Here is a 13,786-nt window from a genome sequence, read left to right as displayed (position 1 = left end):
CCCTGGTTTTCCCAGTTCACCACTTTGACTGACTCAACGATTGGTTTAGTGCAGCAGCCATGAGCACAACAAAAATTCTTGTAGTAGATAACTACGACAGCTTCGTCTACACCCTGGTGGGATACCTCCAGGAACTCGGCGCCGAAACTACGGTGGTCCGCAACGACGACGTGACACTCGCCGAGGCTACCGAACTCGCAGCTACCCGCGACGGCGTCCTGGTCTCGCCCGGTCCCGGGACCCCGGCCGAGGCCGGCGTGTGCATCGAGCTCATCAAATGGTGCGGCGACAACAACAAGCCAATGTTCGGCGTATGCCTGGGACACCAGGCCCTCGCCGAGGCCTACGGCGGCGTGGTGACCCATGCTCCTGAGCTCATGCACGGCAAGACCTCAGCGGTCCAGCATGAAGGCAAGAGTGTTTTCGCGGGCCTTCCTTCGCCGGTTACTGCCACGCGCTACCACTCCCTCGCAGCGGTCCGCGACTCCATTCCGGACGTTCTTGAGATCACCGCGGAAACAACCAATGGCGTGGTGATGGGCCTGCAGCACAAGACCGCGCCACTGTGCGGTGTCCAGTTCCACCCGGAATCCGTACTCACCGAGGGTGGCTACCAGATGCTCGGCAACTGGTTGGAGTCCCTGGGCATGACCGGGGCCGCCGAACGCGCATCCAAGCTGAGCCCGCTGATCAAGCAGTAGGCAGGGAGGTGGGCGGCATCCGCCGGCCTCCGCGGGCTGCTCCGTCGTCGCTTTGACGCACGCTTCCGGTGGCCAGCCCGCGGCCGACAGTCCGGACGTTACTTCTTGGTCTCAGTGGGCTTCGGCGTTGGCTTGTCGGTGTTTGTGGGTGTCGGCGTGGGCGTTGGTGTCGGGGTGACAGGGGCTTTGGCCACCGTCACGGTGACCGTCTTGCCCTGATCCACCTCAGTGTTGAAGGTTTCGCTCTGGGCCGTGACGGTGCCAGGCGCCACCTCGGAATTCTCTTGCTCCACCACTGCCATTACCAACCCATTGGTCTTGAGGGTGGCTTCTGCTTCAGTCTGGGGCAGCCCAATCAGCTGCGGCATAAGGACCTTGCCCGAGGAAACCTGCAGTTCCACTTTGGAGGAGGCTGCGATTGGCCCGCCGGGGGCAGGCGCGGTGTTAATGACCACGCCCACTGGAACAGTGGCGCTGTGAGTCCTGACCGTGGAAACGTCGCCGGTGATACCAAGCTTTCGCAGGGCGTCACGAGCGTCTGGTTCAGTGCGGCCCACGATGTTCGCCGGGATGGTGACGGAGCTGGGGCCGCTGGAAATCTTGAGGATAACCTCGGCGTCCTGGTCCAGCAGGGAACCGGCCGTCGGAGCTGTGCCAATGGTCATGTCCTTGGCTACCGAATCGCTGGCCTCGCGCACGGTCTTTGGCACCAGCTTGGCCGAGTACAGTTCCTGGATTGCCTGGGACTCGGACATGTTGGCCACCACGGGCACAGGAATCTTCGCTGGGGGCGGTGGTTGCAGGTTCATGAGGCTGTACAGCCAGAACCCACCGCCGGCCAGCACGATCAGCGTGAAGATCACCAAGGTTGCTATCCACGTACGACGGCGGGTCTTCTGACCTGCTGTCCGCTCGCGTTCCGTTGGGAGGCCCAAGGGAAGCGCGTCATCCTGCGGATGGTCGACGGGTTGGTCCTTGAATTGATCGACATCAAGAAAGCCCACGGCGGTGGTGCTCAGGAGCTGGGTGGCGGGGTCCTCCTCCACGAGGTCGTTCGGATCGGTGGGAGCTTCGCTGGACGGAAGAGCCGGCACGGGAATTCCGTTACTTGCCGCGCGCAGTGCGCGTCGGAAGGACGCTGCATCCTGGAAACGGTCTGTGCGGCTCTTCTGGAGGGCCTTGGCCAGGACCGAATCCAACGCTTCGGAAACATCGGGGTTGTGGGCACTTGGCATGTCCGGGATCTCGCGGACGTGCTGGTACGCCACTGAAACCGGGCTATCGCCAACAAAAGGCGGCCGGCTGGTCAGCAGTTCGTAGAGGAGGCAACCAGCAGAGTAGAGATCGCTGCGAGCATCCACGGTCTCACCACGTGCCTGCTCCGGTGAAAGGTATTGCGCTGTGCCCACGACGGCCTGTGTCTGGGTCATGGTGGCTGCGGAGTCGGCCATGGCACGCGCGATGCCGAAGTCCATGACTTTGACGTCTCCGGTGTCAGCGCACACCATCACGTTGGCCGGTTTGATGTCGCGGTGGACGATGCCCGCGCGGTGGCTGTACTCCAGTGCGGACAGGACGCCCAGTGTGAAGCCGATGGAGCTCTCCACGTCCAGCTCATTCGCCTTGATCATGTCCCGCAAGGTGCGGCCGGCCACGTACTCCATGACGATGTACGGGACGCGGACGTCCTCGCCGGGACCACCGGGTACGGAGTATTCGCCCGTATCGAAGATGGCCACGATGGACGGGTGGTTCAATGCCGCCACGGCCTGGGCTTCACGTTTGAACCGGGCCTGGAACTGGGGATCGCGGGCGAGGTCCGCCCGAAGGACCTTGACCGCGATGGTCCGTCCCAGCAAAGTATCCGTTCCGCGGTAGACGTCCGCCATGCCGCCGCGACCGATCAGCTCACCGAGTTCGTAGCGGGCGTTGAGGATGCGCTGTGAAGACACAGGTGTGCTCTCCTCTCGATGCGCGGGACCTTGGCGTGGCGTAGACATAACGGATCAGCTAGTTGCTCGGGCTGCCGCTGGGGCTGGCACTCGAAGAACCGGGGTTGGTGGGCACAACGGACTTGGACAGGAAGTACGTCACGGTGGAGCCGGCGGGGACTTCGGCCCCCGCAGCGGGCGAGGACCGCACGAAGGTTCCGGGCTGCTGGCCGACGGCACCGTTCACGGGATCACCGGCTACCCAACGGAGCCCGGCGCCTTCTATGGCGGCCCGAACCTGCGACTCGTTCGCTCCGACGCCAATGGTCGGAACGGCTACTGATTCAGGTCCCTTTGAGTACTGAACCGTAATGGTCTGTCCAGGATCGACTGGCCCGGTCGGGTTGAGGCTGATCACGGTCCCGGGAACAGCGGCGTTAAAGACTTCCTGACCGTCCACACCCAATCCCAGGGCACGCAGCTCGGCGCTCACCGATTCAAACGGCTGACCCAAGTACTGCTCGGGGATGACGTTGACCTTCTGCGGGGTGGACTGCGTGGGCGTGGGAGACGGCGACTCCGAGGTTTGGCTGGGTGTGGGAGTAGCCGAAGTGGACGTTGGGCTGGCCGTCCGGCTGGCGCTGGCCGACGTGGACTGGCTCGGGCTGGGGCTCGGCGAGAAGAATCCGGACTGGGAAATCAGGAAACCAACCAGTGCGAACAGGACCAGCAGGATCAGGGCCACCAAGGGCCAGGTCCAGGGGCTGCGCTTCCTGCGTTCGGGCTCGCGGTCGTCGAAGTTGTCGTCGTCGCTGTAAGCCACTTCTTCGTCGTCGTTGAGCTGGCGCTCTGCCTCCAACGCGTTGGCGCGCGACAAGGGGTTGTCGGAAGAAGCCGCGGCGGCCCCCACAGCAGCTCCGGCTGCGGCGGCACCGAGCACCGGAAGTGCGGAGGTCGCCGTCGACGACTGCTCTTTTCCGTAAGGCGAGGTGACGACGCCGGTGGGTGCTGTCGCGGTGTCGACGGGCGCCGTGATGGGCCCCGTGGTGGATTCGAACAGCAACATTCCGGGTACGGCGGCGTGGGCCGTGGCGATGTCGCCGTTGCGGATGGCGTCAGCGGCCTCGGCCAGCTTGATGGCGTTGGCGGGACGGTTCTTGGGATCCTTGGCGAGCATGGACATCAGGAGGGCGCGCACGGGCGTGGGCAGGGTTTCCGGCAGGGGCGGCGGCGCGTCGTTGACCTGTGCCAAGGCGATGGCAATCTGCGATTCGCCCGAGAAGGGACGGTGGCCGGTGAGGCACTCATAGCCAATGACGCCCAGGGAGTAGATGTCCGAAGAGCCGGTGGCGGTCTGGCCGGTTGCCTGCTCAGGAGCCAAGTACTGGGCAGTGCCCATGACCTGGCCAGTCTGGGTCAACGGGACCTGGTCTGCCAAGCGCGCGATGCCAAAGTCAGTGACCTTGACGCGGTTGTCCGGGGTGATCAACAGGTTACCCGGCTTGATGTCCCGGTGAACCAGGCCCTGAGCGTGTGCCACGGCCAGGGCGCGGGCGGTCTGCGCAATGATCGAGAGCGTCATGTCCGGGGACAGTACCTGCTCTTTTTCGAGGATTCCGCTCAAGGGGTGGCCAGGCACGAGCTCCATGACCAGGTACGCCGAGCCGGCTTCCTCGCCGTAATCGAAGACGTTGGCGATGCCCACGTGGTTGAGGAGGGCGGTGTGCCGTGCCTCCGCCCGGAAGCGCTGCAGGAAGCCGGGGTCCCCCGTGTATTCCTCCTTGAGCACCTTGATGGCAACGATCCGGCCGAGGATCTGGTCCTTGGCCTTCCAGACCTCGCCCATGCCACCAATCGCAATGCGACTGGTCAGCTGGAACCTGCCGCCGAGTGTGATTCCCGAAGTAGGCCTCACTTATTCAACACCGCCTCAAAAATCTTCTTTGCGTTCGGACTGGTTAGCTGGGCACCGCTGAGCACATCCACACCTTCCATGACGATGGTGACGGCCACTTGCGGATCGTTTGCCGGGGCGAACCCGGTAAACCATGAGTTGTTCAAACCTGAATCGCCAAGCTCCGCGGTACCGGTCTTGCCGGCCACCTTGACGCCGGAAACGGCTGCTCCCTTGGCAATGCCGTTATCCACTGCGCTGGTCATCCACTCGGTGATCTGACCCGCGATGGGCTGGGTGGTGCTGGTGCGGAGGGCCTCAGGCTTGAGTTCGCTGATCACGCGAAGATCGGGTGCGCGCACCGTCTTCACGAGGTTGGGCTTCATCTGCACGCCACCGTTGGCGATCGCCGCGGTCATCATGTTGATCTGCAGCGGAGTGGCCTTGACGTCGCGCTGGCCCACTGATGACTGGGCGAGCTGGGCCTGGTCCAGGTCTTCCGGGAAGACGCTGATGGCCTGCTGGAGCTTCAGTTGATCGCCGAAGGTTTCACCGAAGCCGAACTTCTGGGCCTGATCCCGTATGGCGTCCTGGCCAAGGTCAAGCGCGATGCTTGCAAACGGCGTATTGCAGGATTGCTCCAAGGCGAAGGCGAAGGAAGCTGTTTCGCGGACGTTGCAGTTACCGCCGGCGTAGTTGGGCAGGCTGGCACTGGATCCGGGCAAGGGCAGGCTGCTGGGGTTCGGCAGCTCGCTGTCCTTGTTGTATTTGCCCGACTTCAGGGCTGCCGCCGTATCGATGAGTTTGAAGACCGAACCGGGTGACAGCAGGTTGCCCGTGGGGCCGCTGACGTTCTGGTTCAGGTTAATCCCGGGAACCTGGTTCAGTTCGTTGTAGCTGGCCTGGGCCGCCGCGGTGTCGTGCGTGGCGATCAGGTTGGGATCGTAAGACGGTTTGGACACCATGGCGAGGATGGCGCCGGTCCGCGGATTGGTGACCACGATTGACCCGCGCTGACCGTCGGGAATGAGGTCGAAAGCGAGTTTCTGGATTTCAGGGTCCAAGGTCAGTTCCACGGATGCGCCCTTGGGCTCGTTGCCAAGGAACATCTGGCTGACGCGGTCCAGGAACAGCTGGTCCGAGTTGCCCGCGAGTGTGTCGCCCATGGACTGTTCCAAGCCGGTGGAACCGAAGCCCTTGGAGAAGTATCCGGTAATGCCGGCGTACAACTCAGGCTGGGTGTACTTGCGCTGGAATGCGCAGGATTCTGTCCCCGGAACGGACTCCGCTACGGGTTTGCCGCCAACAATGATCGCACCGCGATCGTTGCAGAACGAGGCGAGGATGGCCCGTTGGTTCCAGGGGTTGGCGTTGAGGTCGTCAGCGCCAATGACCTGCACATAGCTGATGGCGCCGAAGATCAACGCGAACATGGCGACAGCCGCCATCCATGAGCTGCGAATAGCCTGGTTCATTGTTGCTTCACCGCCTCTGTTGGTGCGCTGGGTGTCTTGCCTGTGGCCGGTTTACGAATGCCGTTGGTGTTGGTGCTTGCCGGAGGTTTGTTGACCATGGGTGTGGTGTCCACCGGGCCGCGGGCCGTGTTGGAGATCATCAGCAGGAGGCCAACGATGATCCAGTTGGCCAGGAGCGATGAACCGCCGGCGGCCAGGAACGGCGTGGTCAGGCCGGTCAGCGGAATGAGCCGGGTGACGCCGCCAATGACCACGAAGCACTGCAGTGCAATGGCGAAGGACAAACCGCAGGCGAGCAGCTTGCCGAACGCATCCCGGGTGCCCAACGCTGCCCGGAAGCCTCGCGTGAACAGCAGGAGGTAGAGCATGACGACGGCGAAGAGGCCGATCAAGCCCAGTTCTTCACCGATGAGGGCCACGATCATGTCGCTGTTGGCAAAAGGGACCAGGTCCGGCCGGCCTTGACCGAGGCCAGTGCCTACCAGGCCACCATCGGCCATACCAAACAAGCCCTGGACAATCTGTCCACTGCCGCCGGGAGACCTGCCGAAGACCTCCGGGGTGAAGGCGTTGATCCAGCTGTCGATGCGGAACGCAACGTGGGAGAAGATCTGCGAGGCAACAAAGCCGCCGCCCAGGATCAGGAGCAGGCCGATGACGACCCACGAGATGCGGCTTGTGGCCACGTAGATCATCACGATGAACAGGCCAAAGAAGAGGATGGAGGATCCGAGGTCGCGCTGGAAGACCAGCACTCCGATGCTCACCAACCAGGCAGTGATCATGGGTCCCAGGTCCTTGAACCGCGGGAACTGCATGGGGCCGATCTTCCGGCCTGCCAGCAGGATGAGGTCGCGGTTGGACGAAAGATAACCGGCAAAGAATATGGCCAAAGTGATCTTGGCGATTTCACCAGGCTGGAAGGTCATGGGACCCACCCGGATCCACACCCTCGCGCCAAGGATCTCACCCGCGGAAATGCCCGGAATCAAAGGGAGCAGCAGCAGGAAAGCACTGACGGCCAGTGAAATGTAGGTGAAACGGCGAAGAACCCGGTGGTCTTTCAAGAACCAGATCACAGCGATGGAGACCGCCATGGCGATCAGCGTCCAGCGGAGTTGGTTGTTGCCGGTATCGTCCGCGGGTCCGTCCATCCTGTGGATCAGGGCCAGCCCCAGCCCGTTCAGCGCCACAACAATCGGAAGTATTACCGGATCGGCATATTTCGCGCGGAGCCTGAGGACCACGTGGAAGGCGAAAGCGGCAACGGCCAGCAGGCTCGACTGGAACCAGAAGTCCCTGTCCAGGCCTACTTCGGAGTTGATGCTCACCAAGGCACTGGCGCCAATACCAACGGCAAGGGCAAGGACGATGAGCACCAGCTCAACGTTCCGGCGGGGTTTGGGAGAAGTGTCTGTCTGGATCACTTGGCCGCCTCACAGGGAGTCGGGACGGGCGAGGGAGTGGCAACGGCCGCGGTACTGGGTACGGGCACGCTGCTGGTAGGCGACGGGGTGGGTGTAGCCGGAGTGCTGGTAGGGCAATTGGCTGAGGCGCTGCCCGTGTTCTTCAGGTTTTCCACAATGGTCTGGGCATCGTCCAGGTCACCCGCCGGAACGGTCTGGCGTACGCTCTGCTGGCCGTATTCGGGCAATGAATCCACCCTGATGTCAGTGACGGCTTCCAGCCGGGAGAGCTGAATGGGTCCGAGGCGCTGCGAGATGCCGTTAAAGATGGCAACGCGCTGGTCGTATTCGCCCACGTAGTAGCGGGTTTGGGTCCACGCGTAGCCCAGCCACAGGCCAACGACGACGCCCACCACAACAACCGCGGCGACAGCCGGCATCAACCAGCGGATACGCCGCCTTGCAGGCTCTTCAACGTCCACGCGGTCCTGCTCGGCCTTATGCGTGAGGACAGTCGCTGCCCTGCGGGCCACGGTGCGGCCGGCAACAGTAGGGATGGATCCGGTTTCGGCAGCAGTAGCCGCAGCGCCAACCAGTTCATGGGGACGGCTGGCCAGCTCTTCGCGCAGGACTTCAGCGGAGAGGTGCTCACCGAGGTGTGGGTCGGTGGTGGTGGGCGGCTCGCTGGACGCCTTGGAGGACTCGGCGGATTCGTCGACGTCCTTGGAGGGATCGCCCGCACTGAACGACGACCCCGCGTCTGCCTCCAGCGCGGCTTTCGCCTTCTCCGCAGAGTCGGCGTCCTCAGCTTTCCTGGTTGCTGAAGGACCATCGGGAGACTTGGACGCCGTGACGGGTTCGGGCTCGTCCACTGCGGCAAGTGCCGCAGCCGGAACGACGTCGACGGCGGCCGTGTTGACGTCGTCGTCGGTCTCTTCGACGATCTCCAGCATCACCACGGTGACGTTGTCCGGGGCGCCGGCTTCAAGCGTGAGGTCCACCAGGATTTCCGCGCACTCGCGCAGGTCCTTGGTCTCGCGGACCATGCGTTCCACAACGTGTCCCGCAACGTAGTTGAGCCCGTCGGAGCACAGCAGCCAACGTTCGCCGGGTTCAACGTCCAGAACGTCCAGGTCCAACTCGGGGCTGGCATCCACATCGCCCAGGACGCGCATCAAGACGTTCTTGTGCGGGTGTGTTTCGGCTTCCTCGGGGCGCAGCCGACCCTCGTCAATGAGGCGCTGAACGAAGGTGTGGTCCACGCTGACTTGCTCGAACTTCTTGTTCCGCAGGCGGTAGGCCCGGGAATCACCGATGTGGGCGAAGTGGAGCTTGCGATCCTCAAGGAGCAGCGCAGTAACAGTGGTCCCCATGCCGGAGAGCTTGGGGTTCTGGTGGACAAGTTCGGAGAGCAGGGAGTTGGCGGTCTGGATTTCGTCCGCGAGGACTGTTTCCGCGCCGTCGGGGTAGTCGTCATGATCAAGATGGATCATGTCCAGAACCGTTGAAGCAGAAGCGACATCACCGCCTGCGTGACCGCCCATGCCGTCGGCCACGACTGCAAGATGGCGGCCCACATATGCGGAGTCGTCATTCTTGGAGCGGATCCGTCCGACGTCGGAACGCGCCGCGTAGCGCATGATGAGCGGGCGCTCCGCGGGCTTTTCCTTGCCTTCGGGGGTCTCGGGGGAGGCCATGGACTACGGCCTCAATTCAATGACCGTCTTGCCGATTCTCACGGGGACGCCAAGCTCAACCGGCAAGGCACGGGTGAGCTGTTGATCGGCCAAATAGGTGCCGTTGGTGGAGCCGAGGTCCTCAATGAACCAGCGGCTTCCTTGCGGGAACAGCCGGGCATGGCGGCCGGAAGCGTAATCGTCCTCCAGGACAAGGGTGGCTTCCTGGGCGCGGCCAAGCAGGATGGGGCTGGCGGCGAGGGGGACCGTGGTGCCCTTGAGGGGGCCTTCAGTGACCACCAGTGTGCGGGCATGCTGGATGGCAGGCGGCGGAGAAGCGGCCAATTCAGGATGCTTGCGCACCTCGCGTGCCGTGGGGGCCCCGGTGACGGCTTTGCGGCCGATCTGGAGGTCACGGCGCATGGTGGTGACGATGCTGAAGATCAGGACCCACAGCAGCAGCAGGAAACCGAAGCGAAGCGCTGTGATGGTCAGTTCGCTGATGTCGTTCACGCGTTGCCACCCTGGTTTTGGGGGAGGAGGCGGAAAATGATCTTGGTACGTCCCATCGTGATGGTTGAGCCGTCTGTGAGCTCCACGCTGCCGTTCACTTTATGGCCGTTGACGTAGCTGCCGTTAGTGGAACCAAGGTCAACGGCCCAGGTGCTCCCATTCTCCGTGCGGATTTCAAGGTGCTTCCGGGAGACTCCTGTGTCATCCACGAGGATGTCTGCTTCCGAGGAGCGGCCCAGCACTACGGAGCGGGCATTGAGGGAATATCGTTGGCCGCCGATGTCCAGAACGGGCTGGAGGCGGGTGGGCTGGCGTGCCGGGGCGGCCGGAACATGCGCCCTGGGAGCTTGTGGAGCCGGAGTACCGTCGTCCGACGATTTCTCGGTCCGGGAATTGATTTCAAAATGGCCGGCCCGTTCTTCGTCATTTCGACGGAACGAGATCCGGACCGCGCCCTGAAGCGTGTAGCCCTGGCTGCGGACGTGCTGAATGACGACGTCGCACAGTTCCTCGGCGAGGGGTGTTCCCCATTCCTGGGCCCGGGCGAAGTCTTCGTCGCTGAGCAGGACATCAAAAACGTTGGGAGCCAACGTGCGCCCCGCAGCGATGGTGATGGACTTGTTATCCAACTCCCGCCGTAGCTTGCTCGCAATCTCCACCGGCTCAACACGTGCCCGCGACCCTGTGGAGAAGACATTGCGGACGGCCTTTTCAATGCCGCGCTCGACTTTGTCCAGCAAACCCATGGTCCTTCTCCTTTCCTTGCCGCGGCACCCGCTGTGCCTGGTCCGATAGTCCGTCCATTGCTCCGTCTGCGCACACGGCAAAGTACGCGCCTGACGGCCCTTCCACTTCCCGATACTACTGGGACTGACTGGGAATGGCCTTAATCCACAACGCCTTGCGACCCGGAAAAGTTCGCGCCCGGCCCTTGCTGGCGCGGGAGTCGGGGGTTCAAATTTCCATGGAGTTCAGCCGTTGTTGGGGGATCTTTAGGTGGCTTCGCGGCCTCACCGAGGGGGTGCCGGAGCCCCGATTGGTGTTTTGCCACAAATGTCCGTTATGCTTGATCTCGCTGCTTTTGAAGGAATCGAAGCTGGGAAACCCGCAGATGTCCAGAAAAAGAAGTTGCGCGCGAGTGGCGGAACGGCAGACGCGCTGGCTTCAGGTGCCAGTATCCGAAAGGGTGTGGGGGTTCAAATCCCCCCTCGCGCACGCAAATAAGAAAGAGCCCCGGTCTTAGGACCGGGGCTCTTTCGTTGTGCCCTGGAGTGAGGTTTACGGAACTTGCCGCTTCAGCGCACGTCCGAGGCGCGCAGCCGCTTCCTCCAGCTTGGACGCCGCAACGTCGCCATACGCCAGGCGTAGGTGCCGGTCAGCGTCCGTTCCGGGCCCCGAGGGGAAGAATGACCCCCGCTGGTACTCCACTCCTTCTGCGCTGGCATCAGCGGCCAGCTGGTCAGGATCTATGGAGTCGTCTGCCAGTTTGGGCCACAGGAACAGTCCGCCGTCCGGGAGAACAGTCTCAAAAGCTCCCGGAGCTTCCCGGTGCAGCGCGGTAACCAGCGTTTCAGCGCGGTTCCGGTACAGCGCGCGGGCCCGGTCCAGAGTGGCGTCGAAGATTTGGGGGTCGGAGGTGACCAGTTCACCGATGATGGCCTGGACCAGCGTGGAGCTGTGCGAATCCTGGCGGCTGCGCAAGGCCACCAGGTCACGTGCCAGGCGCTCGGGTGCAACCGTCCAACCAAGGCGCAACCCGGGCCCCAGTGTCTTGGTGAAGGTGTTGATGTGGAGGACGTGGTCAGAGTTGTTGAACTCCTCCACACTTTCCTGCACGCCGGCAAAGCGAAGCTCACGGTACGGGTTGTCCGCAAGGATCACGAATCCGTAGTGTTCCGCCAGTCGTACGAGTTCTTTCCGGGCCTCCCCGGACAGTGTGCCTTGGGAGGGGTTGTGGAAGTCCGGCACTGTATATAGGGCGGCTGGTCGGGCACCGCCCCTGAGCTGGTCCGAGAGATGATCGACGTCCAGGCCCTGCGGACCCACGAATACCGGCAGGGTCCGTGCATCAGAGAGCTGGAGCCCACGGAGGAACAGCGGGAAGATCGGGTTGTCCACGGCCACCAGGTCCCCGCGTTCCACCACGGACTGGATGGCCAAGGAAAGTCCATGGAAGCCGCCGTTGGTGATCAGGATCCGGTCAACGGAGACGCCTTCGCGTTCTGCTATCCACTCCCGCAGCGGCGAAATACCCTCTGTCCGTGAGTATTGGAGCGCAGGGACGCCGGGCTTGTCCAGAACACGTGCTGTGGCGGCGGCCAATTCCTCCGTGGGGAGGACGCTGGGATCCGGAATGCCGCCCAAAAGCTCAATCGCATCCGCTCGACGATCCCGCAGAGTCTGGTCGCCGAAGCCCTTCGGCGCGGTGAAGGCCTCCACGAGGGCGGGCCGGCGGGTGGATATCAGGTTCACGGTCATGCTGTTGCCTTCGCTAGTTGTTTGCTGGTCTGTTCCTCGGTTGGCGCAGTTGCCAGCGGGATCGCCCCAAGGAGGGCGCGGGTATAGGGATGCTGCGGTCGGTGGAAGATCTCCTCCACGGGACCGTCCTCCACCACGTGGCCGCGCCGCAGAACCGATACGGAGTCAGCTACCTGCCGCACCAGCGCAAGATCGTGCGAGACGAACAAGTACGTCAGGCCCAGCTCACGTTGCAGTTTGGACAGCAGCTCAAGGATTCCCGCTTGAACGCTCACGTCCAGCGCGGAGGTGGGTTCATCCAAAACCACGACGTCGGGCCTCACCACCAGCGCCCGGGCGATCGCCACCCGTTGCCGCTGGCCGCCGGACAGGTGTGCGGGCCGCCGTGAAGCCACCTCGGACGGTAGGCCCACGGCTTCCAAAGTCTCGCGAACCCGCTGGGCACGCCCGGCCTTGGTGCCCACGCCAAACTGATCCAGTGGCTCGCGGACAATCCTGCCCACCCGCCACGTGGGGTCGAGGGACGTGAACGGGTTCTGGTAGACCAGTTGGAGGTGGCGGCGGATCTCGCGGACATCGGCCCTGGAACGGCCCGACGTCGATTGGCCGGCTACCGTAATGTCCCCACCGTCCGGCTGTTCAAGACCCAGCAACAGCCGGACCGCGGTGGTTTTGCCGGACCCGGACTCGCCGACGAGCGCGTGCGTCCGCCCGCGTTCCACGGAGAAGGACACCCCGTCGCAGGCGAGGACGTCCTTTCCGCCGGCCGAGAAGCGCTTGGTCACACCACGGACGTCGATCTGGAGCCCGGCGTCCGGCGCGCTGGACGCCGGGGTGCGGGAGCCGCCGTCGTGCGCTGGTGTTAAGGTGATGCGCTGGTTCCTGTATCGGTCCGGGTGCAGCGCCGGGACGTCGGCCTGAAGGCTCCGCGCGTAATCCGTGGTGGGCGAAGCGAACACTTCCAGGGACGGTCCACTTTCCTGCACCGAGCCGTCCTTCAGCACCACCAGGGAATCGGCGCGCTCGGCGGCGATCGCGAGGTCGTGCGTGATGAGGAGCAGGCTGATGTCCAGCTCGCGGCGGAGCTCGGTCAGCATGTCCAGGATGAGCTTCTGAACGGTCACGTCCAAAGCGGAGGTTGGTTCGTCAGCCACAATCAGCGCCGGACGAGGCAACACCGTGAGCGCGATCAGTACGCGCTGGAGCATGCCGCCGGAGAGCTGGTGCGGGTAGGAATCGTAAACCCGGGAAGGGTCCGGGAGGCCCACTTGCTCCAGTACGTCCAGGATTTTTGCGCGGCGGACGGTTGGGTCTGTTTCGCCAAGCAAGGCGGCGGCCTCCTGAGCTTGCGCGCCGATGGTCCGCACCGGGTTTAAGGCCGATGCCGGGTCCTGGGGGATGAAGCCCAGCTCCCTGCCGCGCAGGGGACGGAAGTGTTTCTCCGGGAGCGCCAGGACATCACGTCCGTTGAGCGCTACCCGCCCAGTGGCCGTCGCTTCTCCGTGGGGAAGCAACCGAAGGATCGCTTTGGCGATGGTGGACTTGCCCGATCCGGACTCTCCGATGAGCGCCAGGCTCTCGCCTTTGGCTACAGAAAAGGAGACGTCATGGACGACGGCGGTGGGACCGTAGGCGATGGACAAGCCCTGCACTGTTAATAGGTCTGCTAATAGGTCTGCGGATACGTTGGTGTCCTGGGTGTTCAGAGGCAT

At 63.4% G+C, this 13,786-nt stretch carries 10 protein-coding genes and 1 tRNA gene; 2 read left to right on the top strand and 9 right to left on the bottom strand.

All coding sequences use genetic code 11. The annotated features are described in order from the left end of the window. Positions 1-59 precede the first annotated feature (59 nt). On the top strand, positions 60-701 hold the full coding sequence (locus BLW08_RS13510) for an aminodeoxychorismate/anthranilate synthase component II (protein ID WP_091325725.1): 642 nt from the start codon (positions 60-62) through the stop codon (positions 699-701). Positions 702-799: 98 nt separating this feature from the next. On the opposite strand, the gene pknB is transcribed toward BLW08_RS13510, so the two are convergent. Genes pknB through BLW08_RS13475 form a run of 7 tightly spaced genes read right to left on the bottom strand, consistent with a single transcriptional unit; the run spans position 800 to position 10,342 of the window. Continuing rightward, positions 800-2,701: a Stk1 family PASTA domain-containing Ser/Thr kinase gene (pknB, locus tag BLW08_RS13505; RefSeq protein WP_090822180.1), complete on the bottom strand. Its 1,902-nt coding sequence runs from the start codon at positions 2,699-2,701 to the stop codon at positions 800-802. Between the two features lie 10 nt (positions 2,702-2,711). After that, positions 2,712-4,547: a protein kinase domain-containing protein gene (locus BLW08_RS13500; protein WP_091325723.1), complete on the bottom strand. Its 1,836-nt coding sequence runs from the start codon at positions 4,545-4,547 to the stop codon at positions 2,712-2,714. Then, positions 4,544-6,001 (bottom strand): penicillin-binding transpeptidase domain-containing protein, encoded by a 1,458-nt coding sequence (locus BLW08_RS13495; RefSeq protein ID WP_090822183.1) that lies wholly within the window; start codon positions 5,999-6,001, stop codon positions 4,544-4,546. The genes BLW08_RS13500 and BLW08_RS13495 overlap by 4 nt, the downstream gene beginning before the upstream one ends. Further along, a complete protein-coding gene (locus tag BLW08_RS13490; protein ID WP_090822185.1) occupies positions 5,998-7,428 on the bottom strand; it encodes an FtsW/RodA/SpoVE family cell cycle protein in 1,431 nt (476 codons plus the stop codon). The genes BLW08_RS13495 and BLW08_RS13490 overlap by 4 nt, the downstream gene beginning before the upstream one ends. Continuing rightward, positions 7,425-9,104 carry a PP2C family protein-serine/threonine phosphatase gene (locus BLW08_RS13485; protein WP_091325722.1) on the bottom strand — a complete coding sequence of 560 codons (1,680 nt, stop codon included), beginning with the start codon at positions 9,102-9,104 and terminating at the stop codon, positions 7,425-7,427. Before BLW08_RS13485 ends, BLW08_RS13490 begins: the two co-directional genes overlap by 4 nt. A gap of 3 nt (positions 9,105-9,107) precedes the next feature. Beyond that, entirely contained in the window at positions 9,108-9,587 is a 480-nt protein-coding gene (locus tag BLW08_RS13480; RefSeq protein ID WP_090822625.1) for an FHA domain-containing protein FhaB/FipA, read from the bottom strand. A gap of 5 nt (positions 9,588-9,592) precedes the next feature. Further along, positions 9,593-10,342 (bottom strand): FhaA domain-containing protein, encoded by a 750-nt coding sequence (locus BLW08_RS13475; protein WP_091325720.1) that lies wholly within the window; start codon positions 10,340-10,342, stop codon positions 9,593-9,595. 386 nt (positions 10,343-10,728) lie between these two features. Here BLW08_RS13475 and BLW08_RS13470 point away from each other — a divergent pair. Beyond that, a tRNA-Leu gene (locus tag BLW08_RS13470) sits at positions 10,729-10,811 on the top strand. Between the two features lie 63 nt (positions 10,812-10,874). Here BLW08_RS13470 and BLW08_RS13465 read toward each other — a convergent pair. Together BLW08_RS13465 and BLW08_RS13460 are read right to left on the bottom strand one after the other, a co-directional pair. After that, positions 10,875-12,074, bottom strand: coding sequence for an aminotransferase-like domain-containing protein (locus BLW08_RS13465; RefSeq protein WP_091325718.1), 1,200 nt, complete (start codon positions 12,072-12,074; stop codon positions 10,875-10,877). Further along, positions 12,071-13,786, bottom strand: a complete 1,716-nt coding sequence (locus BLW08_RS13460; RefSeq protein WP_091325716.1) for an ABC transporter ATP-binding protein — start codon at positions 13,784-13,786, stop codon at positions 12,071-12,073. Before BLW08_RS13460 ends, BLW08_RS13465 begins: the two co-directional genes overlap by 4 nt.

The organism is Arthrobacter sp. cf158, from assembly GCF_900106835.1.
Classification (GTDB): Bacteria; Actinomycetota; Actinomycetes; order Actinomycetales; family Micrococcaceae; genus Arthrobacter.
The sequence above is the reverse complement of the archived record's forward strand: the minus strand, read 5'-3'. Positions and strand labels throughout refer to the sequence as shown.